The 23,987-nt window shown below is 69.2% G+C and carries 23 protein-coding genes; 13 read left to right on the top strand and 10 right to left on the bottom strand.

Annotated features, from left to right (window positions below):
* Positions 1–102: 102 nt before the first annotated feature.
* Both EV643_RS04640 and EV643_RS04635 read right to left on the bottom strand, forming a co-directional pair.
* Entirely contained in the window at positions 103–903 is an 801-nt protein-coding gene (locus tag EV643_RS04640; protein WP_133798713.1) for an SOS response-associated peptidase, read from the bottom strand.
* A gap of 187 nt (positions 904–1,090) precedes the next feature.
* Positions 1,091–1,894, bottom strand: coding sequence for a hypothetical protein (locus EV643_RS04635; RefSeq protein ID WP_133798712.1), 804 nt, complete (start codon positions 1,892–1,894; stop codon positions 1,091–1,093).
* 309 nt (positions 1,895–2,203) lie between these two features.
* Between EV643_RS04635 and EV643_RS46655 the strand changes: the two genes are divergently transcribed.
* From EV643_RS46655 to rsgA, 10 genes are all read left to right on the top strand, one after another.
* Complete coding sequence (locus tag EV643_RS46655; RefSeq protein ID WP_166665322.1) at positions 2,204–4,498, top strand: sigma-70 family RNA polymerase sigma factor; 2,295 nt, start codon at positions 2,204–2,206, stop codon at positions 4,496–4,498.
* A gap of 304 nt (positions 4,499–4,802) precedes the next feature.
* Entirely contained in the window at positions 4,803–6,092 is a 1,290-nt protein-coding gene (aspS, locus tag EV643_RS04625) for an aspartate--tRNA(Asn) ligase (RefSeq protein WP_133798710.1), read from the top strand.
* Positions 6,093–6,155: 63 nt separating this feature from the next.
* Positions 6,156–6,350 carry a hypothetical protein gene (locus tag EV643_RS04620; protein ID WP_133798709.1) on the top strand — a complete coding sequence of 65 codons (195 nt, stop codon included), beginning with the start codon at positions 6,156–6,158 and terminating at the stop codon, positions 6,348–6,350.
* A 214-nt stretch (positions 6,351–6,564) separates the two neighbouring features.
* Complete coding sequence (locus EV643_RS04615; RefSeq protein ID WP_133798708.1) at positions 6,565–7,911, top strand: ArgE/DapE family deacylase; 1,347 nt, start codon at positions 6,565–6,567, stop codon at positions 7,909–7,911.
* A 343-nt stretch (positions 7,912–8,254) separates the two neighbouring features.
* Positions 8,255–8,980, top strand: a complete 726-nt coding sequence (locus EV643_RS04610) for a DsbA family oxidoreductase (RefSeq protein ID WP_133798707.1) — start codon at positions 8,255–8,257, stop codon at positions 8,978–8,980.
* A gap of 134 nt (positions 8,981–9,114) precedes the next feature.
* Positions 9,115–9,705: a DoxX family protein gene (locus EV643_RS04605; RefSeq protein WP_133798706.1), complete on the top strand. Its 591-nt coding sequence runs from the start codon at positions 9,115–9,117 to the stop codon at positions 9,703–9,705.
* A gap of 65 nt (positions 9,706–9,770) precedes the next feature.
* Complete coding sequence (locus EV643_RS04600) at positions 9,771–9,953, top strand: hypothetical protein (protein ID WP_133798705.1); 183 nt, start codon at positions 9,771–9,773, stop codon at positions 9,951–9,953.
* Positions 9,954–10,041: 88 nt separating this feature from the next.
* The gene (locus EV643_RS04595; RefSeq protein WP_133798704.1) at positions 10,042–10,335 is read left to right on the top strand and encodes a hypothetical protein; all 294 of its coding nucleotides are present in this window, start codon (positions 10,042–10,044) and stop codon (positions 10,333–10,335) included.
* A gap of 51 nt (positions 10,336–10,386) precedes the next feature.
* A complete protein-coding gene (gene aroA, locus EV643_RS04590; protein ID WP_133798703.1) occupies positions 10,387–11,658 on the top strand; it encodes a 3-phosphoshikimate 1-carboxyvinyltransferase in 1,272 nt (423 codons plus the stop codon).
* Positions 11,658–12,680: a ribosome small subunit-dependent GTPase A gene (rsgA, locus tag EV643_RS04585; RefSeq protein WP_133798702.1), complete on the top strand. Its 1,023-nt coding sequence runs from the start codon at positions 11,658–11,660 to the stop codon at positions 12,678–12,680. The genes aroA and rsgA overlap by 1 nt, the downstream gene beginning before the upstream one ends.
* A gap of 56 nt (positions 12,681–12,736) precedes the next feature.
* On the opposite strand, the gene EV643_RS04580 is transcribed toward rsgA, so the two are convergent.
* Positions 12,737–13,231 (bottom strand): DUF2231 domain-containing protein, encoded by a 495-nt coding sequence (locus tag EV643_RS04580; RefSeq protein ID WP_133798701.1) that lies wholly within the window; start codon positions 13,229–13,231, stop codon positions 12,737–12,739.
* Positions 13,232–13,379: 148 nt separating this feature from the next.
* Between EV643_RS04580 and hisN the strand changes: the two genes are divergently transcribed.
* Complete coding sequence (gene hisN, locus EV643_RS04575) at positions 13,380–14,159, top strand: histidinol-phosphatase (protein WP_133798700.1); 780 nt, start codon at positions 13,380–13,382, stop codon at positions 14,157–14,159.
* 67 nt (positions 14,160–14,226) lie between these two features.
* On the opposite strand, the gene EV643_RS04570 is transcribed toward hisN, so the two are convergent.
* From EV643_RS04570 to EV643_RS04560, 3 genes are read right to left on the bottom strand one after another with little or no spacing between them, the layout of a single operon-like run.
* Complete coding sequence (locus EV643_RS04570; protein ID WP_133798699.1) at positions 14,227–14,796, bottom strand: hypothetical protein; 570 nt, start codon at positions 14,794–14,796, stop codon at positions 14,227–14,229.
* A complete protein-coding gene (locus EV643_RS04565) occupies positions 14,796–15,443 on the bottom strand; it encodes a response regulator transcription factor (protein WP_133798698.1) in 648 nt (215 codons plus the stop codon). Before EV643_RS04565 ends, EV643_RS04570 begins: the two co-directional genes overlap by 1 nt.
* On the bottom strand, positions 15,431–17,236 hold the full coding sequence (locus EV643_RS04560; protein ID WP_166665321.1) for a sensor histidine kinase: 1,806 nt from the start codon (positions 17,234–17,236) through the stop codon (positions 15,431–15,433). Before EV643_RS04560 ends, EV643_RS04565 begins: the two co-directional genes overlap by 13 nt.
* Before the next feature lie 206 nt (positions 17,237–17,442).
* Here EV643_RS04560 and EV643_RS04555 point away from each other — a divergent pair, with 206 nt between their 5' ends.
* A complete protein-coding gene (locus EV643_RS04555; RefSeq protein WP_166665320.1) occupies positions 17,443–18,093 on the top strand; it encodes a DUF4386 family protein in 651 nt (216 codons plus the stop codon).
* Positions 18,094–18,219: 126 nt separating this feature from the next.
* Entirely contained in the window at positions 18,220–18,645 is a 426-nt protein-coding gene (locus EV643_RS04550) for a CBS domain-containing protein (RefSeq protein WP_133798695.1), read from the top strand.
* 66 nt (positions 18,646–18,711) lie between these two features.
* Here the strand turns inward: EV643_RS04550 and EV643_RS04545 are convergent, their stop codons facing one another.
* From EV643_RS04545 to EV643_RS04530, 4 genes are all read right to left on the bottom strand, one after another.
* Positions 18,712–20,409, bottom strand: coding sequence for a S8 family serine peptidase (locus EV643_RS04545; RefSeq protein WP_133798694.1), 1,698 nt, complete (start codon positions 20,407–20,409; stop codon positions 18,712–18,714).
* A gap of 156 nt (positions 20,410–20,565) precedes the next feature.
* A complete protein-coding gene (locus EV643_RS04540; protein ID WP_133798693.1) occupies positions 20,566–21,108 on the bottom strand; it encodes a DUF4190 domain-containing protein in 543 nt (180 codons plus the stop codon).
* An 83-nt stretch (positions 21,109–21,191) separates the two neighbouring features.
* Positions 21,192–22,538, bottom strand: a complete 1,347-nt coding sequence (locus EV643_RS04535) for a M16 family metallopeptidase (protein WP_133798692.1) — start codon at positions 22,536–22,538, stop codon at positions 21,192–21,194.
* Positions 22,535–23,827, bottom strand: a complete 1,293-nt coding sequence (locus EV643_RS04530; protein ID WP_133798691.1) for a M16 family metallopeptidase — start codon at positions 23,825–23,827, stop codon at positions 22,535–22,537. The genes EV643_RS04535 and EV643_RS04530 overlap by 4 nt, the downstream gene beginning before the upstream one ends.
* Positions 23,828–23,987 lie beyond the last annotated feature (160 nt).

Below are 23,987 nucleotides of genomic sequence, written 5' to 3'. Positions count from 1 at the left end.
AGATTGCTTGGCAGTGGGCGGCGCCCAGGAATCTCCGACACGGGACACCAAGGCGATCACGCACAGACTGGATGGGTGTCAGGGGCTCGGTCCGGACGGGTGTCAGAAGAGAGTGGTCTCCTCGGGCTCCTCGGGCCGGTCGAGCGGGTCGATGCCGTCCAGCGGCAGCGGGTCGACGAGGTGGGGTCCGTTGTTCTTGACCGAGCTGACCGCCTTCGACACGGCATACGCCTCCAGCCGTCCTGGCGCCGCCGGCACCAGGAGCTCGAGCAGGTCGTCGGGGTCGGAGCTCAGTGGGTCGAGCCAGGCGTCGTACCGGTCCCGCTCGACCAGCAGCGGCATCCGGTCGTGGATCCGGCCGAGGTCGTCGGTCGCCGTCGTGGTCAGCACCGTGCAGCTCCACAACCACGCTTCGTCGGAGTCGGCGTCCGCGACCGCCTGGTTCCGCCAGATCTCGTACAGCCCGGCCATCGCCAGGATCCCGCCGTCGGCCGGCCGGATGAAGTACGGCTGCTTGACCGGCTTGCCGTTCTTCTTCTGCTCGGTCTCGTACCACTCGTAGTAGCCGTCGGCGGGCAGCAGGCATCGGCGTACCGCGAACGCCTTCTTGAACGCCGGCTTCTCCGCCACCGTCTCCATCCGGGCGTTGATCAGCCGGTTGCCGATCGAGGGGTCCTTCGCCCAGGACGGCACCAGACCCCACTTGACCGTGGTCAGCTTGCGCACGACTTCGTCCGGCTCGTCGCGGTTCTTCCGCTCGACCACGGCGATGACCTGGTCGGTGGGCGCCACGTTGTAGTTGTCCGGCAACTCCTGCACGGACTCCTTCACGTTGCCGGCCTCGATCTCGAACTCGACCACCAGATCGGCCGGATCCCGGCTGGACGCATATCGGCCACACATGAATGTCAGCCTAGCCACCTTGACGGACAGTTTCCTGTACTGCGCTCGCGCCGCTTGCCGCCGGCGATCGGGCCCTACGCGGCTCGCAGTACGGATGGCGGCGGCGGATCGCCTACCCCGTGATAGGCGATCCGCCGCCTGCTTGCTGCGCCCGGGCGCCCCCCTGTTGGCGTCCGGACGCAAGCTCCTAAGGTCTTGCCAATTCGTCGAGCAGCCGGCCCGCCATCAGGTCGGTACTCGGCAGGCCCTCGATCCAGATCCGGGCCAGCTGAGGTTCCTCGGTGTCCAGCCGCCACTGGGTGATCAGCGCGCGAGCCGTCTCGACCTGGTCCGGCAGGTTCCGCTCGCGGCCGACGAGCGCCGCCGCGCGACGTGAGCCGACACGGCCCAGTACGTCGCCACCCGAGAACACGATGCGCAGGCACTCCGCGACGTCGATGAGCCGGAGCTCACGGTCGAACGGCGTCGTACCGGCCCGGTTGAGCGGCTCGACGACCACCAGTGCATGGGTCGCCGGTACGGAAGTTCCACGGAGATCGGCCTCCCGGTAGAGCTCGCCGATCCGGGACCGCAGGTGCTTCAGGCTGGACAGCCCGGTCAGCGGGTCCTCGCAGGACAGCGAGTGCAGATAGATCAGTGATGCCTCGGCCCAGCTGGAACTGAGTGCGCGTACCGCGGCGAAAGCCGGCTCGCCCCCGGCGATCGAGCGGTACAACGCACTCAGCCCATCAAGTGCCTCGATCAACGAGACTCCGTCGGCCGCCAGTTGGCGGCCGACCTCGTCGCTCGCAGGCACGACATCGGCTCCGTCCCGAAGCGCCTCGGCAATCGCGAGATAGGCACTCCGGTCCGGGCCAGCTGTGCCGTGCGGCTCCCTCCGCCCGCACGGTGGTCCTGACAACGCTTCCGGCCGACCCTGGGCGAGCGACCCCGCCAGGTTCGGGGACCGCAGCGAGTCGAACCGCCGGCGGATGCCCGCATACAGCGACATGACCCTCCTCAGGTCCCGTCAGTCTCCCGACCGGGCGGCCGGAAGCGTCGTTCTGGGAGTGAGACAGCCCTCGTCGGAGTTCATGACGCGGATTTCGAGGAATTTTTTCCGTAACCTCGGATCGGCTCGCGTCGTCAGGTGGGGTGGCGGGCAGGAGTGCGGGGAGAGTGCGCGAAGAAGTCCTTGAGAGTGCCGTCATGGACCTCGCGGTCAGCCGTCTCCTCGTGGGAGTCTTGACCTCGGCAACAAAATTACAGACGGTGACCACACAGTGACGGCAACACAGTGATGACAGCAGGGGGACCTTCGATGGAGCCTGTGCCGGTTGAGGGCCGACCGAGCGACGCGGAGCTGATCGCGCGCGTGCGCTCGGGCGACCTCGAGGCGTATGGCGAGTTGTTCGCGCGGCACCACCATGCCGCCGAGCGGATGGCCCGCCAGCTGGTCCCGGCCAACGATGCCGACGACCTGGCCGGTGACGCCTTCGCGAAGGTCCTCGACGCTCTCCGCGCCGGCGGCGGGCCGGACGTGTCGTTCCGGGCCTATCTGCTGACCACCGTCCGCCGCGTCCACGTCGACCGGATCCGCTCCGGCCGGAAGGTCACGGCGACCGACGACATCGCGGCGTACGAGCGGGAGCCGGAGTCGTTCGACGACCCGACCGTCACCGGATTCGAGAGCGGTGCCGCGGCGAAGGCGTTCGCGTCCCTGCCCGAGCGCTGGCAGGCCGTGCTCTGGCACACCGAGGTGGAGGGCGAGAAGCCGGCCGCCATCGCTCCCCTGCTCGGCCTGACCGCGAACGGCGTGTCCGCGCTCGCGTACCGGGCTCGCGAGGGGCTGCGGCAGGCGTATCTGCAGCAGCACCTGGCCGATGTGGCCGGCGACCGCTGCCGCTGGACGACCGAGCGGCTCGGCGCCTACGTCCGCGGCGGCCTGACCAAGCGGGAGAATCGCAACGTCCGGGAGCACCTGGACGACTGCGCCAAGTGCACCGCCGTCTACCTCGAGCTGGTCGAGGTCAACAGCGCACTGCCGGCGCTGCTGGCTCCCGCCCTGCTCGGTACTGCGGGTCTCGGCTACCTCGCCGCGGCATCCGGAGCCAAGGTCGGCCTGGTCGGCTTCTTCGTCACCGGCTGGAAGAAGGCAACAGAGAACAGCACCCGTACGGCGGTCGGCGCCGGCGCGGTCGTCGTGGTCGCGGTGGCAGCCATCATGGCGGCGCTCGCGCTGACCGGTAACGACTCTCCCCCGGCGGCGATCAGCAATCCGCCGTCCCAGCAGCCCACCCAACAGCCGCCGCCCAACCCGCCGACGGTGAACCCACCGTCGGTCAAGCCGCCGTCGACACAGCCCAAGCCGTCGCCGACCGAGTCGACACAGCCGCCGCAGCCGACCCCGACGGAGCCGGCACCCACAACGGCTCCGACAAGTCAGCCGACCACGCCCACTCCGACTCCTACGCCGCGACCGACCAAGCCGGTGCCGACGACTCCGATCCTCGACGAGGGGCTGCTCACCATCAGCGCGCCACGGGGTGGTGGCAGCGTCCCGATCGGCTGGGGTTCGATTGCCTGGGCTCCGGCCCTGGAGGCCTCGGCGGCCGCGGGCGATCAGTGGCTGATCAGCATCAAGGTCCCGGCGAACAACACCAAGCCGGTGAACATCGGGATCAAGTACGGCGCCGCCCTGCGCTGGCCGCTGAGCGGTGACCCGGCCGGCTGGAAGTGCGTCCGGGCCGCGGACGGCAAGAGTGGCACCTGTACGGCGACGAACCCACGCGCGCCGCAGGCGATGCCGGTGACGTTCGCCAGCCCGACCGGCGGCTCGGCGGCCGACCGCACGTTCACCGTGTCGGCGACGTCCGGCCGGTTGTACGACGACGACTCCGCGACCATCGAAGCGCCGCCGCGGATGGACGAGAACCTGCTGAAGATCAGCGTCCGCAAGCCCGACCCGGATGTCCACCTGCGCACGCTCACCGTTGCCCCCGGCGACCGTTCCAGCGTGACCCTGAAGATCACCTACGGCGCGTCGCTCGAGTGGCCGATAGCGGCGAACCCAGCCGGCTGGAAGTGCTCCCGCGCGAACCAGACCTGCACAGCGACCAACCCGGCCCGGCCCGCTCCCCTGGCCGCCGACTTCGCCATCCCGGATGGTGGTTCGGCGTCAGCACGGACGTACCAGGTGGTTGCCACGGCCGGGCTGCTCAACGACACCGACCAGGAGACCCTGCGCGGCATCCAGTTCGACGAGTCCCTCCTCCGGATCAACCTCCCGGACCCCGGCCATGACCCGAACCCGTTCCTCTACAACCGTTTCCTGGCCCTGAGCGGTGCCACGGGCCGCCCCGTCACCCTGGAGCTCTCCTGGGGCAAGCACCTCTCCCTGGTCTCCGCCAACGACCCCGGCTGGACGTGCTCCCGCTCCACGGACATCCGCCGAGCCACCTGCACCACCACCAACTACAAGACCCGGTTGAACACCGAATGGGCCGCCTGGCCCGGCTCCGGCACCGCCAACCAACTGACCGTCACCGCCACCACCCCCGGCCGCCACGACACCGACACAGTCCAGATCCCACCCGCCACCCCACCCCACCGCTGAACAAACCGCCGGCCCAGCCAACCACCAGCGCAGAACAGAATGCTTTGCCGCGGCGAGCAGTCAGCCCTACCCTGGTGTTCGTTCGCACTGACGGAACCGAGTAGCGCCGTCAACCTGTGCCCGAGAGAGTCGCCGGTAGCTGAGAAGGCGATGCGCAGGCCGGTCGTGAAGACACTCCCGAGCGAAATGCACCAGCAAGAGGCCGGTCCACCACGCGTGGTCCGGTGAAGGTGTGGTGGCACCGCGAGATTCCCCTTCGCCCACACCTCCGGGGTTCGAGACAACCGACGGAGGTGAAACAGCGATGCGCATTCTCAACCAGGAGATCCCCTCAGCAGTAGGCCAGACCGTCACGGTGGCCGGCTGGGTACATCGAAGACGACGGCTGGCCGCGGTCAGCTTTCTGGTACTGCGGGACCGCTCCGGCCTGAGCCAGGTCGTGGTCAAGGCACCCGAAACCCAGGCTCAGCTGGACGAACTAGGTGAGGAGACCGTCGTCCAGGTGACCGGTCAGGTCGCCGCCAATCCACAGGCCCCCGGTGGCGCCGAGATCGTCGACTCGGTGATCGTGCCGCTGACCGAACCGGCGCAGACCCCGCCGATCGAGCTCTGGCGTCCGACGATCGCCGCCGGGCTGCCGGTCGTGCTCGACAACGCGCCGGTCGCCCTGCGGCACCCGGCGATCCGGGCCGGCTGGGAGGTGGCGGCCGCGGCGCTGCACGGGTTCCGCGAGACGATCGACGGGTTCGGATTCACCGAGATCCAGACGCCGAAGATCGTCGGTACGGCGACCGAGTCCGGTGCGAACGTCTTCGCGCTGGACTACTTCGGCGGTCCGGCGTACCTGGCCCAGTCGCCGCAGTTCTACAAGCAGACCATGGTCGGCGTGTTCGAACGCGTCTACGAGGTCGGTCCGGTCTTCCGGGCCGAGCCCCATGACACGGTCCGGCACCTGGCGGAGTACGTCTCGCTCGACGCCGAGTTCGGCTTCATCCAGAACCATCGCGACGTTCTCGCCGTACTGCGGGACGTGGTGGCCGGGATGCTCGCGGCGGTCGGGTCGCGCGCGGCTGGGGCGTTGGACCTGCTTGGGGTGAAGGTGCCGGAGATCCCCACCGAGGTTCCGGTGATCCACTTCGCCGAGGCGCTCGCGTTGGCCGGTGCGGACCCGGACGAGCCGGACCTGTCCCCCGCCGACGAACGCGCGATCGGCGAGTGGGCACTCCGCGAACACGGCAGCGAGTTCGTCGCGGTCGAGGGCTACCCGATGGTGAAGCGGCCGTTCTACACCCATCCGCAGCCGTCGGACCCACGATGGTCCAACTCGTTCGACCTGCTGTTCAGGGGCATGGAACTGGTCACCGGCGGGCAACGCCTGCACCGGTACTCCGACTATGTGGCCGCCCTGGAGGCACGCGGCGAGTCGCCCGAGGCACCGGCGTACGGGTCTTATCTGCAGGCGTTCAAGCACGGGATGCCGCCGCACGGCGGGTTCGCGATCGGGCTCGAGCGCTTCGTCGCCCGGCTGACCGGAGCGGAGAACGTCCGCGAGGTCACGCTCTTCCCCCGCGACCTGCACCGCCTCACGCCGTGAGCTGACAAATCACGTGCGCCAGGTTGTCCTCCTCGGCGATGATCCTTGCCGAGGAGGACAACCATGGACACGGCCGATGTCGTCGCCGAGCTGAACGTTGCCCTGGGCACGGATTATCAGCTGGCTCGGCGGCTCGCGGGCGGTCTGCAGTCGGGAGCGTACGAGCTGCGCGACCACCAGACACGGGTCGTGTTGAAGTGGACCGACAACGCGGAGTGGGCGCGCTCGAGATCTGCGAGACACAGCGCGGACTGGTGAACGACGGAGAGTGGAGCTGGTCGGACTACGTGCGCGGCGTCGTCGTACGCGAGCATGGCCGCGTTCGTCCGGGAGATCTCACCGGCCTCGCTGCAGCTGATCCAGCACAGCGGGCGGCGGATGGTGGAGATGCTCCAAGCCGTCTAGGCCTGTCTGACAGCTCCGCGCAGCACGCACGGAACCGTCAGATAGGCACGAAAGGGATGATGTGCGCATGCTGAGTGAGGTGGAGCGCGCGGTTCTGGCGGCTGTCGACGACGAGCGGATCGTCGAGGAGCTGCGGGAACTGGTGCGGATTCCGAGTGTGGACGGGACCGCGGGCGAGAACGAGGCGCAGGCGTGGTGCGCCCGCAAGCTCCGCGACCTGGGCCTCACCGTCGACCACTGGCAGATCGACCTCCAGACGACCACCGCGGACCCGGACTTCCCCGGCATGGAGGTCGACCGCCCAGAAGCCTGGGGCGTCGTCGCCACCCTCGCCAGCACCCCCGCGGCGGGCAGCACGGCGGGCGCAGCGCTGGGCGGGGCGGCGGGCACCGGGCTCGGCGGGGTGGATGAGGCGGGGCTGATTCTCAATGGGCATGTGGATGTGGTGCCGCCGGGGGATCTCGCGCTCTGGCCGGACGGCGATCCGTTCTCGGCGCGGGTGAGCGATGGGATCATGTGGGGTCGGGGCACCTGCGACATGAAGGGCGGGATCGCGGCAATCCTCGGCGCGACCGCCGCGATCGTTGCCTCCGGCGTCCGCCTCCGCAAACCGCTGGCCGTGCACACCGTCGTCGGTGAGGAGGACGGCGGCGTCGGCACGTTCGCGACCCTGAAACGCGGCCACACCGGCGAAGCCTGCCTGATCGCCGAACCGACTGCCGGCACCGTGATCCCGGCGAACTCGGGCTCACTCACGTTCCGGCTGGAGATCCCCGGCCTCGCCACGCACGGCTCGACCCGGACCCGCGGCGTCAGCGCGATCGAGAAGTTCGAATCCATCCACGCCGCCCTCCGCGCCCTCGAAGCCGACCGCAACCGCGACCCGCATCCGCTGCTCCAGCACCTCGACCTGGCGAATCCCTTGTCAATCGGCACGATCCGGGCCGGCGACTGGGCCAGCACCGTCCCCGACCTGCTCGTCGCCGAGGGCCGGTACGGCGTCCGCCTGGGCGAGTCCGTCGAGGAGGCGCGCGCCGTGTTCGAGGACGCGATCGCCAAGGCATCCGCGAAGGACGACTGGCTCCGCGACCACCCAGTCAAGGTCACCTGGCCCGGCGGCATATTCGCCTCCGGCCTACTACCCGACGGCGACCCCCTCCTCCCCGACACCATCCAGGCAATCACCGACGCCACCACCGCCGCACAGCCGAACGGCGTATCCGTACGGCCGGAAGTGAAAGGCGGCCCCTACGGCTCCGACCTACGCCAGTACGCCGCAGCGGGCATCCCCACAATCCAGTACGGCCCCGGCGACGTCCGCTACGCCCATGCAACCGACGAACACGTCCCCCTAGCAGAAGTCCTCCACTGCGCCCGCACCTACGCCCTACTCGCCCTACGCCGCTGCGCCTAGCACCATCCATCCAGCGCGTACCTGCACCACGCCCGCACCCACCCGCCGCACGCCGCCGCGCCCAGCGCCGTCGACCCCAGCGTGGACCTGCAGCGCTGCGCACCTACTCCTCGCACCGGTTCGCCGCTGCGGCCTAGCGCCGTCAGCCCAGGGCGTACCTGCACCACTCAGTAACCGCCCCGGATCCGTGTTTGGCGGCGGGGCGCACGCTCGGGGATTGGGCAAACTCGGTGGTTAGTGAGTGGTGGAGGTACGGCCCCGGCCGGCAATCGCGGCGACCGCTGTGGGCGAGATCGCATCGGGCGCGGGGAATAGGCGGGTGCGTGGGGAGGTTGCCGGTGGCATGCGCATTGATATCTGGTCCGATGTGGTCTGCCCGTGGTGCTACATCGGGAAGCGGCGGCTCGAGGAGGCGCTGGCGGAGTCCGGCGACCCGGCGGAGATCGTCTGGCACAGCTTCCAGCTCGACCCGTCCGCCACGAACGACGATCCGCGTGACCTGGCGACCCGGCTGGGCGAGAAGTTCGGCGGCGGGCGCGAGACGGGTCTGCAGGCGAACGAGCGAGTAAGCACGATCGCGGCCGAACTCGGGCTCGACTTCCGGCTCGACCGGGCCAAGTCGGCGAACACGGTCGACGCGCACCGCGTCCTCCACCTGGCGCGCGAGCTCGGCGAGTCCGGCGAGGTCCCTGCTGATACGCAAGGCCGGCTCAAGGAGCGGTACCTCCAGGGCTACTTCACGGACGGCCTGCCGATGGGCGACCACGCGACGCTGACCCGGCTCGCGGTCGAGGTCGGGCTGCCCGAGGTCCGGGTCGCCGAGGTGCTCACCGGTACGGCGCACGCGGCTGAGGTCGCGGCCGACCAGGCGCAGGCACTCGCGTACGGCGCGAACGGGGTGCCGTTCTTCGTCATCGACGAGAAGTACGGCGTGAGCGGGGCCCAGCCGGTCGAGGTGTTCCGCGAGGCACTCCGCCGCGCGAACGCCGACCGCAAACCCGTCACCCTCATCACCGGCCCAGCCACCGCGGACGCCGACACCTGCGGCCCAGACGGCTGCCCGATCTGAACCCGACCCGAACGCCACGGACGCCGACGGCGGCGGGGTCGTGCGGCTGCGCGATCTGATCCGTTGACGGTTGCGTCGGGGGACACACGGGTACCAGGTGTCCGTTTGGCTTCCGGAAGAGGTAAGAAGGAGACATGACTGTCGTGCGCGCACTGGCCAGGCCGTTGCTGTCCGCTATTTTCATCGTGCAGGGCGCCAACTCGATCCGGAACCCGGAGCCGCTGGTGCCGAAGGCGCAGCCGATCGCGGATCGGTTGGTCCCGCTGGCCAAGAGGGTGGCGCCGGCCCCGGTCGGCGACCGGATCCCGGAGAGCACGGCGAATCTGGTCCGGCTGAACGGCGCGGCCCAGGTGCTCGCCGGGCTTGCCCTCGCCAGCGGGAAGGGCCGTCGTCTCGGCGCGACCGTCCTCGCTGTCTCGCTGGCGCCGACCACAGTGGCCGGGCACCCGTTCTGGCGGGAGAAGGACAAGCTCGACCGGAACACCCAGATGATCCAGTTCATGAAGAACCTGGGTCTGCTCGGCGGACTGCTGCTCGCCGCCGTCGACACGGAGGGTCAGCCCGGTCTCGCCTGGCGCGCCACCCACGGCGTACAGGCGGCCAAGCGGGAGACCAAGCGCGGCGCCAAGCTCGCCAAGCGGGAGACCAAGCAGCTCGCCAAGGCCGCCAAGCGCGAGACCAGGCTGGCCGCGCACGCCGCCAGGGCCGAACTGCACCTCGGCTGACCCGAACACTTCGATCAGGACAACATCCAACGGCACCTGGCCTGAAGTAGCCATAATCTCAGGATGTGCCTACTTACAGTGACGACGGCCAGTGGTGGTGGGACGGCCGAGCCTGGCAACCGGTAACCCCGCAACCTCCCCAGCCGCCCAAGCGGTCGGGGAAGGCGGGACTGATCGTCGTGTGCGCGGTCCTGCTCGTACTGGTGATCTCCGCCGGCGCCTTCCTGGTGCCCAGCCGACGCTGCTGACCGCGAACGGCAAGACCTACGTCCGGCAGGTCGTCGACTTCAAGCCGAAGAAGCTCGGGGACGGCGAGTACTACGGCACCGCGATCCCATGTGGGCGTTCCGGGAGGCGGGCCTGGATCCGGTCAAATGGCCGTGGTCCAACGCCTTCGGCCTCGCCGCCGGTCTGCACGTCGTCTACTACCTGGACACTGCCACCCTGATGCCGGTCGCCAGCTTCCACACCGCGGTCAACACCCCCTCGAGCGACGGCCCAGAAGTCGAGCAGGAGGGCGTCCAGGCTTTCAACTACGCCTTCCCGAAGACGCTGCCGACCTGGACGCTGGGCAAGACCCGGACAACGCTCACCCTGAACCTCCCCGATGGCTGGAAGATCGCGAAATAGCCCCGGACCGATAGGCTCATGAGCGGAAGGACCACGAGCTGAAGGAGTGAGATGGGGACGTCAGAGGGTTGGCCGGCACCGCGCCCGGCGGGAGCGGTGAGCGGCCGCGTCACCGTGCCCGGGTCGAAGTCGATCAGCAACCGCGCGCTGATCCTCGCCGCCATCGCCGACGGTCCCTCCACGCTCTCGGGCCTGCTCGCCGCCCGTGACACCGCTCTGATGCGCGCCGCTCTCGTCTCGCTCGGCGTCGGAATCACCGAGCGGGACGGCCTGGTCACGGTCACCCCGGGCTCGCTGAAGGGCCCGGCCGCCGTCGACTGCGGCCTGGCCGGCACGGTGATGCGGTTCGTCCCGCCGGTCGCCGCGCTCGCCGACGGCATCATCTCCTTCGACGGCGACCCGTACGCCCGCGAGCGCCCGATGAACGTCATCCTCGGCGCCCTCCGCACCCTCGGCGTCCAGATCGACGACCAGGGCACCGGCCGGATGCCGTACGCCGTGAGCGGGTCCGGCGCGGTTCGCGGAGGCAAGGTGACCCTGGACGCGTCCGGTTCGAGCCAGTTCGTCTCGGCCCTGTTGCTCGCCGGCGCCCGGTACGACGAGGGCGTGGACATCCGGCATGACGGCAAGCCGGTCCCGTCCCAGCCGCACCTCGACATGTCGGCCGGGATGCTGCGCGAGCGCGGCGTCCAGGTCGATGACAGCGAGCCCAACCGGTGGATCGTTGCCCCCGGCCCGATCCAGGCGAAGGACTCCGCGATCGAGCCGGACCTGTCCAACGCGGCCCCGTTCCTCGCGGCTGCCGTGGTCACCGGCGGCGCGGTGACCGTGACCGGGTGGCCCACGGCAACCACTCAGCCGGGCGACCACTTGCGCGACATCTTCGCCCAGTTCGGCGCAGACGTGGCCCTCGGCGACGACGGGCTGACCGTCCGCGGTACAGAGCGCATCTCCGGGGTCGACCTGGATCTCAGCGAAGTCGGCGAGCTCACTCCGGTGATCACCGCCGTCGCGGCGCTCGCCGAAGGGCCGTCGTACCTGCGGGGCATCGCGCATCTGCGCAACCACGAGACCGACCGGCTGGCCGCGCTCGAGCAGGAGTTCAACGCGCTCGGCGGCGACGTCACGCAGACCGCGGACGGGCTGGAGATCCGGCCGAGACCCTTGCACGGTGGGCTTTTCGGCACGTACCACGACCACCGGATGGCGCACGCGGCCGCCGTCGCCGGGCTGGTGGTGGACGGTCTCGCGATCGAGAACATCGAGACGACGGCCAAGACGATGCCGGAGTTCCCCGAGCTCTGGTCGGTCCTGGCCGGCTGATGTCGCGGTACGACGAAGAAGCCAAGTACGACCGCCCGAAACGGCGGACCCGGCCGCGGACCAAGGACCGGCCGACGTACGACGACGCGGTGATCGGGTTCGTGATCACCCGGGACCGCGGCCGCTACACCACCTGGCTCGAGGACAACACCGCTGACAACGCCGCGGACGACGCCGCGGACGTGGACGAGGGCCGGATCGTGACCGCGATGAAGGCGCGCCAGCTCGGCCGGAAGGGCGTCATCGTCGGCGACCTGGTCAAGCTGGACGGCGACGCGAGCGGCGCCGACGGCACGCTGGCCAGGATCGTCGAGGTGCTCCCCCGCAAGACCCTGCTGCGCCGCTCGGCCGATGACGACGACCCGGTCGAGCGCCCGTTGGTGGCGAACGCGGACCAGCTGGTCATCGTCGTCGCCGTGGCGAACCCCGAACCCCGGACCAGGTTGATCGACCGGTTCCTGGTGGCGGCGTACGACGCGGGCATGCGCCCGTTGCTGTGCCTCACCAAGACCGATCTGGCCGACCCCGAACCGCTGTTGTCGACGTACCGGCCGCTCGGGGTGGAATCCGTCGCCACCCACCAGGGCGGGGATCTCACCGAGTTGCTCGAACAACTCCGCGGCCGGACCAGCGTTCTGGTCGGCCACTCCGGCGTCGGCAAGTCGACATTGGTGAACGGGCTGGTTCCGGGCGCGGACCGGGCGATCGGGGTGGTCAACGACGTCACCGGGCGCGGCCGGCATACGTCGACCAACACGGTTGTACTGCGGTTGCCGGGTGCCGGGTGGATCGTCGACACCCCTGGGATCCGGTCGTTCGGGCTGGCGCACGTGGAACCGGATCAGCTGATCAACGCCTTCGGCGACCTGGCCGACGAGGTCGCCGACTGCCCGCGCGGCTGCACCCACGGCTCGAACGAGCCCGGCTGCGCCCTCGACGACGCGGTCGCGGCCGGCCGGATCGACGCCGAGCGGGTGAACTCCTTCCGCCGCCTCCTCGCGAGCCGCGAGGGCCGCGACTGACGACGCTTGCGTCCGAAAACCGGGCGCTATAGCGCAACCTTCTTCGGACGCAAGGGTCACTCAGCCGGCAGCAGGCCGTCCCAGACTGCCTTGGCGCCGGCGTCGCCGGTGCGGATGGTCTGGAAGATGACGAGGACACCGACCACCACGAGCGCGGCACTCAGCACATACTCGAGCGGCTTGCTCTTCGTTGTCTTGGCACCCTTTCCGCTCGCCAGCTGGGACGGCCCGGCAAGCACCAGGAACGCGGCCACCACCAGCACCGCGAAGCCGAGCACGAACCAGAACAGCAGGTCCCCCCGCTCCTTGTGCACCCGGACGGCCTGCTCCAACTGCGGGACCGCCGCAACGAACGCCTCGCCGCTCTCCTTCGCCACGTACGCCATCACCAGCCCGCCGAGGCCGAGCAGCAGGGTCGGCCAGCGGAGCAGCCAGCGCCACTTCGGCCGCAGCGCGAACACGATCGCGGTGAGCGCGGCCAGCGGCAGGATCACCACGGCCGCGTGAATGACCAGAACATGGAGAGGAAGGTCTCCGAAGCGCTCGAACATGACATCTCCCGCAGTCGGTCCAGCTCGATTGGTCTGACACTAACTGCACGTTCAACGACCACCGATGGTTCAATCCACGTCGCAACCTTCCCGCAACTTATCCGAACCTCCGCGCGCCTGGCGGCCCCCGCGCGGGTAGCCTTCGGCCATGCCCTCGCACACGGACGACCTCCGGCTCGCGCACATCCTGGCCGACGACGCGGATTCCATCGCGATGGACCGGTACAAGGCGCTCGATCTGCACGTGGCGACCAAGCCGGACCTGACCCCGGTGAGCGAGTCCGATCGCAAGGTCGAGGACGTGATGCGCCGGACCCTGTCCCGGGCCCGGCCGCGGGACGCGTTCGTCGGCGAGGAGCAGGGCACCACCGGCTGGGGTGCCCGCCGCTGGGTGGTCGACCCGATCGACGGCACCAAGAACTACATCCGCGGCGTCCCGGTCTGGGCGACGCTGATCAGCCTGATGATCGAGGACCAGGTGGTCGTCGGCGTCGTCAGCGCCCCGGCGCTCGGCCGCCGCTGGTGGGCGTCGTACGGCGATGGCGCGTGGACCGGTCGCGCGCTGATGTCCGCCCAGCCCTGCCGGGTCAGCGACGTCGCGAAGCTGGAGGACGCCTCGCTGTCGTACTCCTCGCTCAAAGGCTGGGAGAAGATCGGCAAAAAGGACCAGTGGGCCGATCTGATGGAGGCCTGCTGGCGGACCCGCGCGTACGGCGACTTCTGGTCCTACATGCTCGTCGCCGAGGGCGCGGTGGACATCGCCGCCGAGCCCGAGCTCAACCTGTACGACATGGCCGCGCTGGCCATCATCGTCGAGGAGGCCGGCGGCAAGTTCACCTCCGTCGACGGCAAGCCGGGACCCAACGGGCCGAACGCCGTCGGCACCAACGGCCGGCTCCACGACGAGGTGCTCAGCCGGCTGGCCTGACAACTACGGCCGACCACCCGCCTACCTTCGAAGGCTGGCTACCAGGCGCAGCGGTGCGGGGGGGCTTTCAGATGGGCGGCTCGGTGGCGAGGTGGATGTCGACGGCGGTGTTGAAATCGCGGTTGCCGGGTGTGATCCGGTGGTACCACTCGGCGCAGTAGCCGAATAGTTGCCAGAGGCCCTTGAGATCCTGGGCGGTGCTCCGGTACGGGAACTTGGTGCGGCCGAACGGCGGCATCCGGAACCCGAACCGGCCGACCGCCAGCAGCCCCGCCGACTCGTCGTACAGGCGCACCTTTCCTTCGCCGCCGGTCCGGTCCAGGCCGATGACGAAGTCCTGGACGTCGGCGGTGGTGATATCGCGGTACCCCTCGAACCGCAGCGGATCGTCGTACGAGTCGTACACGAACAACGCCAGCACGAGCACCGGGTACGTCGGGTAGGTGAAGTACGCCGCGACCGCCAGACTGTCTCCGGCCTCGACCGCGCGCGCCAGCTCACCGGCCTCGCGCGCGGACAGCCCGGCGAGCTTCACCAGGATCGTCGGCGTGCCCTGGACGTCGAGCACGAACGGCGACATCATCGGCGACATCGTCCGGGCGATTTCGTCGCAGTTCATCACCGTCCATGCGGCCATCAGGAGTCCTGCAGCCAGGCGAGCACAGCCAGGACACGCCGATGATCGTCATCCTGCACAGGTAGCTGCAGCTTGGTGAAGATGCTCCCGATGTGGCTCTCCACGGTCTTGCCGGTGAGCATCAGGTGCCGGCAGATCGCCGCATTCGAGCGCCCCTGCGCCATCAGTGCGAGCACATCCCGCTCACGATCGCTCAGTACGCCGAGCTGGTCGCGATTGGTCCGCCGGCCGAGCAGATACGCGATCACCTCCGGATCGAGAATGGTCCCACCCTGAGCGACCCGCTCGACCGCATCGACCAAGGTGGCGACGTCGACCACGCGATCCTTCAGCAGGTACCCGAAGCCCTGCGGTGCCGCGCGGGCCAGCTCCGCGGCGTACCGGCTCTCCAGGGACTGCGACAGCAGCAGGATCCCCAGCGACGGGTAGTCCGCGCGCAACGAGATCGCCGCCCGCGCGCCTTCGTGCGTGTAGGTCGGCGGCATCCGGATGTCGACTACGGCCACGTCCGGCCGGTGCTCGGCGACCGCCTTCACCAGACCGTCCGCGTCACCTGCCAGTGCACACGTCTCGATCCCCGCCTCGCCCAGCAACCGGGCCAGCCCCTCCCGCAGCAGGACCGAATCGTCCGCGATCACCACTCGCATGGCAACTCCCCCACGACTCGTGTTCCACCACCAGGGCGCTCGCCCACGGTCAACCGTCCACCGATCGCCTCAGCCCGGTCCGCGATCCCCCGCAGCCCGCTACCGTTCGCATCCGCGCCACCACGCCCGTTGTCGTCCACCCGTACGGCGAGCCGCCGATCCGACCTGGTGACCGCGACCTCGAGCTGCGTCGCATCGGCATGCTTCACCGCGTTGGTCATCGCCTCGCACACGATGAACCACGCCGTCGCCTCGATCGCCGGCGCGAACCGCTCATCGACCACCTCCAGCTCCACCGGCAACGGCAGTCGCGCGGCCAGGTCGTCCAGGGCGATCGCGAGTCCCGCCTGACCGACGGGCTGCAAGCCGTTCGCCAGTTCGCGGAGCTCGCTGACCGCGCCCTGCAGCTCGATGATCGCGGCCTCGACGGCTTCGTCGAGCTTGAGTCCGTTGAGCTGGGCCGCGCGCAGGTTGAGCGCGAGCGCGAGAAGCCGTTGCTGGGCGCCGTCGTGCAGGTCCCGCTCGATCCGGCGGCGCTCGGCGAGCTGCGCGGCCGCGATCCTGGCCCGGGACTCGCGGACCTCGACGAGCTGGAGACTGATCGCCGCCCGGAGGCCCGCGTTCTCCAACTCCGGCAGGGCTTCGTTCGCGGCCGCCTCGGCCAGTTCGCGATCCGTCGCAGGGCCGACCGCGATCCGGGCCACCTCGCGGCCGAGGCGTCGTACGGCGAGCTCGCCCGGGTCCGGGTCGATCGCCTGACCGGCGTCGGTCACCCACTGACCCCGGTCGTCCACCCAGTACGCCGTCCGCAGCGCGGGGTCGCCGAGTGCGTCGCGGAGTACGTCCTGGATCCCGAATCCGCCTTGCGCAGTGGGATCGCGGACGAACTCGCGGATCCGCCGCAACGTGTCGAACCGGCGCCGGTTGAACCGCCGATCCACGGTCTCCTGGAATGCCCGATAGGCAGGCCCGGCCAACGCCACCGCAGCAAGCGTGCCGAGCACCGCTGGCACGGGCGAGTCACCGCGCTCCCCGATCACGTGGCCGGCCGTGAACACCACTGCCGCGAAGGTCAGCACCAGTACGCCCGAGACAAGCAGATACGTCACCGCGCGACTCAGCACCCGCTCCACGTCGTACAGGTGGTACCTCGCGATCGACAGCCCTGTGGCGACCGGGATGAGCACGATGAAGCCACTGGTTGCGAACGCCAGCAGCAACGGTCTGCCGTCACCGGCCGCGAAGGCGAGTACGACGAAGGCGGGCAGCGGTACGACGGCCACGGCCAGCCAGAGCAACCGCTTCCGCTCGGTACCAGTGGAACGGTGGAAGCGGACGAGCAACGAGAATCCGGCGGCGACCAACCCGGCAGCGGTCAGCACACCGGCCGGCGTACGGGCGAGGTCGAGCGCCGGGATCAGCGCGCTCAGGTACCAAAGGGTGCCGATGGCAACGGTCGAGATGGTCAGCCGCGGCCACAACGGCCGGCCGGTCGGCGTGAGCTGCAGGATCAGCGCCAGCAACACGAACCATGGGATGAACGCGGCTTCGCCGAGTACCGCAGCGAGCGCTGTGCCCGGGCGATCACCGAGCGCCCGGTACCCGTCGAAGATGCCGCTCAGCACCACGCTCAGTCCCAGCGCGAGGAACAGCCAGCCCACTGGATGACCGGGCCGCTTGAAAGCAAGCACCGCGCCGACGGCCGAAGCACTGGCGAAGGCAACGACGAAGGGTAGGTCATCAGGGCCGAACAGGTCCTGACCGGCCGGCAACCGCGCGTCCAGGACCGCCACTCCGGCAAAAGTCGCAGCGGTCAGAACGCAGGCACCGACAACGATCCCGCGAGTCACGGAGGCCCCCACACACGTCGATGGTGACACCGAATCCCGCGCAGGTCTTCAGGGCCAGCCCTGATCAGAAGTCCCTGGTCTGCCCCGAAGTGCCCGATCGGTCCGGCGGCACACAGTCGAGTCACCTACTGATTCGAGGGAGAACCACCATGAAGCTCTTGTTCCTGATCGGCGCACCTCTCGCGGCCGTGGTCGCCCGGGCGCTGATGACGCCGGCGTACCAGGACGACGCCGATCAGCCGGATACGCCGCGTTACCTGACCGAACTGGCTGAGGCCGCCACCCGGAACGACGCCGCCGCCATGATCGCCCTGCTCGGGGCCGTCCTGTACGTCGGCGCCGCGCTGGCGCTGGGCTCGATTCTCAGGAGTCACCTCGGCCGGATCGCCGCGGCCTTGTCCGTGGTCGGCGCGTTCGGCCTGGCCGCTTGGTCGATCCAGGTCCTGCTGGCAGGAGTACTGGCCGAGCAGCCGGACCGGGAGGCGATGATCGCCTTGCTCGACAAGTTGAACACTGCTTCCGAGTTCAGCGTGTTCTACCTGGCGATGATCGCCGGAGCGCTGGGCTCGCTGCTCTTCGGTTTCGCGCTCTACCGCAGCCGGGCGGTTCCGCGGGCCGCCGCCCTGATCACGGGTCTCGGTGGCGCGACACTGATGCTCACGGCGCCCGGCCCTCTCGTTGTGTTCGTCGTGGGCGGCGCCGCCCTGGCCCTGATCGGCTTCACCTGGACTGCCCTCAGCGCGGTCGACGCGGTCGAGGAGATCCCGACTGAACCGGTTCGGATTCGTCACGCCAGGTGACCGGAATTGACAACGGTTCCTCCGTGTGACACGCATTCGGTCACGATCCGCAACCTGCGAGACCTGCCTTTCCGGGCAGGTTTTCGCTACCTTTGGGTATTGGGCACTCGATCGGCAGGAGGCTCCGTGAAGATCAACGACATACTGCGCGGCAAGGGCAAAAAGGTCGTCACCATCTCCCCAGAAGCCACAGTCACCGAACTGCTCGCCCTGCTCGCCGAGTACAACGTCGGCGCCCTGGTGGTCAGTGCGGACGGCAGCTCCGTGGCCGGCATCGTCTCCGAGCGCGACGTTGTCCGGTTGATGAACGGCACACCTGACGCGGGCCATGTCCGGGTCAGCGCGATCATGACCGAGCAGGTGCACACCTGCACTCCGGACGACCACATCGACGACATGATGCGGTTGATGACCGAGGAACGGATCCGGCACGTCCCGGTCGTGGTGGACGACCGGCTGACCGGCATCGTCAGCATCGGTGACGTGGTCAAGTCCCGGATCGGCGAACTGGAGTTCGAGCGCGAGCAACTCTCCCACTACATCACCGGCTGACCCGGTCGCAGTTCTGGAGCTGCGTCCTGCCCGAGTTCCCTGGCCCGGGCAGGACGCAGTACGGCTTTAGAAGCGGGTCACAGCGGCCCAGGCATCGACGATGCCGTGACCGTAGAACCCGTTGAACGACTGAGTTCCCTCGCAGAGAGCGTTGAACTCCTCCGAACGGCCCTCGGCTGTGTATGTCTGCAGCGGCGGTACTGGGCACGCTCGCTGCTGGGCGGTGCCGAGCAGGATCTCGCGCACCTTGTCCGGTGCCATGCCGAACCCGCCCTTGACACCCTTGCCGTACTCACTGACGATCAGGGCCGCCACGCCACTGGCATGCGGTGACGCCATCGACGTTCCCTGGAGCCAGTTGTAGTAACCACACTGCGTGTAGTCCGTGGCATCGGCCGGGCACTGCTTCTGTACGCTGCCCGCCACGCCGGCCGGGGTGATCTCGCCTGCCGCGTCGACCAGTCCCAGTACCTGCAGGCGGTTCACCGGGTAGGTGGACAGGATCAGGTTCTGGTTGGTCCGGTAGCCCGGCGTACCGATGAGGTCGCGGAACCAGCCGCCCGGTGCGGACACCTCGATCTGCTCGAGCCCGTAGTTCGAGAAGTCCGACTTCTTGGACGACGGGCCGAGAGCGGAGACACCGATGACGTGCGGTCCCTCCACCGGCAGGTCGAAGCAGGTCGCGTTGTCAATCGTGCGCGGGTAGGCCGTGCCCGGGTTCGGGCTGCCGACATCGGTGCGTGGCTTGCCGAGGTCCTCGTGGTTGTTGCCGAGCGCCCCGACGAGCGTTACTCCGTGGTCGTGCGCGTACTCCAACGCGCGCCGCATCGTCTGGATGATGGTCCGCTGCTCCAGTTGCGCCTCTGGGCTGTCGGCCGGGTTGTTGAGGCAGTTGTACAGCCACGGGTCTACGAAGAACGACATGTTCACGACGTCCAGGCCGACGTCGCCGGCATAGGTGAGCGCGTCCGAGACCGGCCCGAGGAACAGGTAGCCGCTGTCCTGACCACCACGGATCTCCACCAGCGTCACCTTCGGCGCGACGCCGGAGACGCCCAGACCGTTCGCGGCGGCGCCGATCGTGCCGGCCACGTGGGTGCCGTGCCCACTGTCGTCCCAGCCGACCGGGTCGACGCACCCCGCGAACTCGCAGGCGCCGTCGAGCTCGGGGATGTCCGGGGCGAAGTTGCGGGACAGGGTCCAGTCGAAGTTCGGTGCGATGTCTGGGTTGCGGGCGTCGATGCCGGAGTCCAGTACGCCGACCTTGACGCTCTTACGGCCGGGCTGGACCGTCCGGGCCAGGTCCGAGCGGACCATCCGCAGACCCCACAGTTGGTTGTCGAGCGGATCGAGCTTGTTGCTTGGGGCACCGGTCGCGGCTGCCGCTGTCTTCGCGTTGGCGGCGCCGAGATTCTCCTGCTCGACCAGGCCGACCCTCTCCTTGGGCAGCTGGCCGATCGGCCGGCTCCGGGCCGCGCCTTCGACCGCGGACGAGGCGGACACCCGGCTGACGAAGCCGGTCGCTGCCGCGCGCACGGTGAGCGTGCCGAGGTTGACGTTCTCCTTGACCACTTCGCCACCGGCCGCTTTGACGGCGTCGACGGCCTGGGCCCGATCCGCTCCGGATTCGAGCAGGACTAGGTACTCGGTGTTGCCCCCAGCCACCGTGACTCCGGCGCCGGCGGTGGCCGGAACCGCCAGGGCGGCGACGACGAGTGCAACCGCACCAGTAGCCGCGCACAACGATCTACGGACGTCTCTCACGAGTGGAACCCCTCCCTGAAGTGAGTGTGACGGCCAGACAGTAAGTCAGCGGTCAGCGCTCCGCCAGCCTCCAGGGAGGGGCCGACGTTGTCAGGATTTCCAAACAAACAACTGATGGTGCGGGCGAGGCCGGTGGGGCCAGATGGGTCGGATGGGTCAGACGGACACGAAGAGGATCACCATCGCGGCGACGAAGAGCACGACCAGGCCGAGCAGGACGGTGCCGATGATGCCGCAGATCTTGCCGCCGAGGGCCATGCCGCGGTTGTTGTAGACACCCGGTGCGTCGTCGATCTCGTTGAGCGCCTGCTGGCCCTTCCACCACGCGACCGGGGAGAGGAGCACGATCCCGGTGACCAGGCCGATCAGTCCGAGGACCAGGGCCAGGGTCGCGTTGGAGTTGTCCCGGAGCGCGCCGTACGCCGGCATGTCGGGGTAGCCAGGCTGGAGCGGGTAACCGCCGGTCTGGTACTGCGGGTGGCCTGGGTACTGCGGTTGGGTCGGGTACTGGGGGCTCGAGTACTGCTGTTGAGCCGGGTGCTGAGGTTGGGACGGGTACTGCGGTTGAGCCGGGTACAGAGACTGCGTGTGGTCCTGGAGCGGCTGCGTGTGGTCCTGCAGGGGCTGGGTCTCGTCCTGCGGGCGATCGGTGTAGCTCGGGAAGCCCTGGTGGTCTTGGGGCCGTTCACCGGACGACATGGGATCTCCTCTGCTCAGGGCCGAGCCGCTCGGGCCTGCTCCTGAGCAGAGGATCTCACCCCGCTAGCTCAAAGTGGTGACAGTCAGCTCAGCTCGGTGACGTCGCCGAGTCCTTCGAGCTGGCCGCGAACGTCCTTGGCCTCCCCTACGACGACCACCAGCAGCCCGTTGGTTCCGACGTACCCGCGGTAGGCCTCGGTCGCGGACTCCGCGGTGGTGGCGGCGATCTGGGCCAGGTACGTGTCGGCGAAGTCGAGCGGTACGCCGGCGGCGATGTTGCTGCCGACCTGCTGCGCGATCGAGTCGGCCTGCTCGTATCGCAGTGGGGCGGTCCGGATCAGGTTGTCCTTGGCCTCGCTCACCTCGCGATCGGTCAGGCCGTCGCGCGCGCCGCGGAGGATCTTGAGCGCCTCGGCGATCGCGGCCCCGGTCACCTCGGTCCGGACCGCACCGCTGAGGGTGAAGATCCCGCCCTTGCGTGGCGCGGTGAAGCTGGACCGAGTGCCGTACGTGTAGCCCTTCTCCTCGCGCAACACAGTGTCGACGCGGGAGGTGATGGTGCCGCCGACCACGTGGTTCGCGACAGCGGCCGATCCCCAGATGTCGGTCCGCCGGTCCGGTCCTGGGCAGCCGATCAGGAGCTGGCTCTGCACCGACCCCGGCCGGTCGACCAAGACGATCCGGTCGCCCACGACGTACATGGGCTCCGGCGTCTCCAGCGCGGGCCCCGCCTCGGCGGTCCAGTCGCCGAACGCCTCGTCGACGATCGCGGCCACATCTACCCCGGTCGCGTCTCCGGCGAACAGGATCTGCGCGCGGCCCGGGCCGATGTTGTCGCGGTAGAACTTCGCCACCTCGACATTGGTCAGCGGACGGATCGTGTCCGGCCTGCCGGCAGTCGGCCGGGAGCGCCGGGTGGACGGGTCGAACATGGTGGCCGCGAACGCCTCCCGAGCCCGATAGCCGGCGTTCGCCCGCTCCTGGTTGATCTCGCCGAGCCGGATCGTCACGTGCCGGCCGACGTCCGCCTGGTTGAACGCGGGCATGGTGACCGCCTCGGCGAGCAGCTTCACCGCCGGCGCCAGGTGCGAGACCGGTACCGAGATCTCCACGTGCAACGCGTCCGAGCTGACGTCCACCCCGTACGCCGCGCCGTGGCGCTCCAGGGCGGCCGCGAACTCGTTGGCGGACCGGAGCTCGGTCCCCTCGTCGAGGGTGCGGGACATGATCGTCGCGATGCCCTCCAGTTCACGGGGTTCCGCGACCAGGGGCATGGCGATGGTGACGCGCACCGTCGCGACGTACTGGCCCGGCCGGTCGAACACGTGAACCGGCGTCCCCGCGCGAGTCGCCGTACTGGTCGCGACCGGGAACGTCCAAGGCCGCGGCGACGAGACAGCGGGCGGCGTGGTCAGAATCTGGCTGCTCATGCCTGCTCCCCGCCCTCAGTGCTTGCTGGTCGCCGGTAGGTGATCTGGGCTCGGCCGTCGGCGCGGATCCAGCGGGCGGCGACCTGCTGCACCTGCTCCAGGGTGACCGCGCGGATCTGGTCGATCCGGGTGTTGATCCGGTTCGGGTCGCCGAACAGCAACGCGTGATGCGAGATCTCGTCCGCCCGCCCCGCACAGGTGGCCAGCTGCTCCAGCCAGTCCCGCTCGGCCTGCGCCTGCACGGTGAGCAACTCGTCCTCGGTGATCCCGCCCGCGGCGAGCTTCTCGATCTCCTCGACCAGCGCGTCCTCCACCTGCTGCAGATCCACACCCTCCGACGCGATTCCGGTCAGCGTGCCGAACGACACCCCACCGATCAGCGGCAACGCCCCGCCCGAAACGCTCTGCGCGATCTGCTCGTCGCGGACCAGCCGCCGATTGAGCCGCCCACTCTGCCCAGCCGCCAGTACGTCGAGTGCGAGTGCGGCCGCGTCCAGCTCCGGCGTACCGTCCACCGGCAGCCGGAACATCATCGTGATCAGATCCGACGGCACGTCATCCACCACGTCGTCCCGGGCCACCCCTTCCAGCGGCCCGATCGTCCCGTTCGGGGCCGCCGGCGGCTGCGGGATCGCCGGCAGGTGGCCGAAGTACCGCTTCGCCGCGTCGAACGCGTCCTCCTCGCTGACATCCCCGACGATCGTCAGCACCGCGTTGTTCGGCCCGTAGTACTTGCGGAAGAACGCGTGCACGTCCTCCACCGACGCCGCGTCCAGATCCTCCATGGACCCGATCGTCATGTGCGCGTACGGGTGCCCCTCGGGGAACGCCATCCGCACCAGCCGCTCGTACGAGTCGCCGTACGGCCGGTTGTCGTAGCTCTGCCGCTTCTCCTCTTTCACCACGTCGCGCTGGTTGTCCAGGTTCTCCTGGTTCACCGCGTCGAGCAGGTATCCCATCCGGTCCGCCTCGAGCCACAGGGCGAGGTCGAGCCCACCGCTCGGCAGCGACTCGAAGTAGTTGGTCCGGTCGAAGAACGTGCTCGCGTTCAGACTCGCGCCGGCCGTCTCCAGCAAGCCGAAATGCTGCCCCGACTCCACGTTGCGCGACCCCTGGAACATCAGGTGCTCGAAAAGGTGCGCAAACCCGGTCAACCCAGGCGGCTCATGCCGGGATCCCACGTCGTACCAGAGATTCACGGCGACGATAGGCACCGCGCGGTCGCTACTCACAACCACGCGCAACCCGTTGTCCAGAGTCAGCTCAGCGAGCGGATACGTCAACGACATGCCGCCACCCTACGTGGTCCCCACCACCCATCCCCGTCCCGTTCGCCACCAGCGCACACCAACTCCACCACCCCCACACGCGTCGCACCTCATGTCGACCGGTACGCCAGCCACAGCGGAAGCCCGACACTGTCGGTGCCTCTTGATAGACGTGGTGTGG

It is taken from the genome of Kribbella caucasensis, assembly GCF_004361855.1.
GTDB classification, from domain to species: domain Bacteria; phylum Actinomycetota; class Actinomycetes; order Propionibacteriales; family Kribbellaceae; genus Kribbella; species Kribbella caucasensis.
This window is presented reverse-complemented; position numbering and strand designations above follow the sequence as displayed.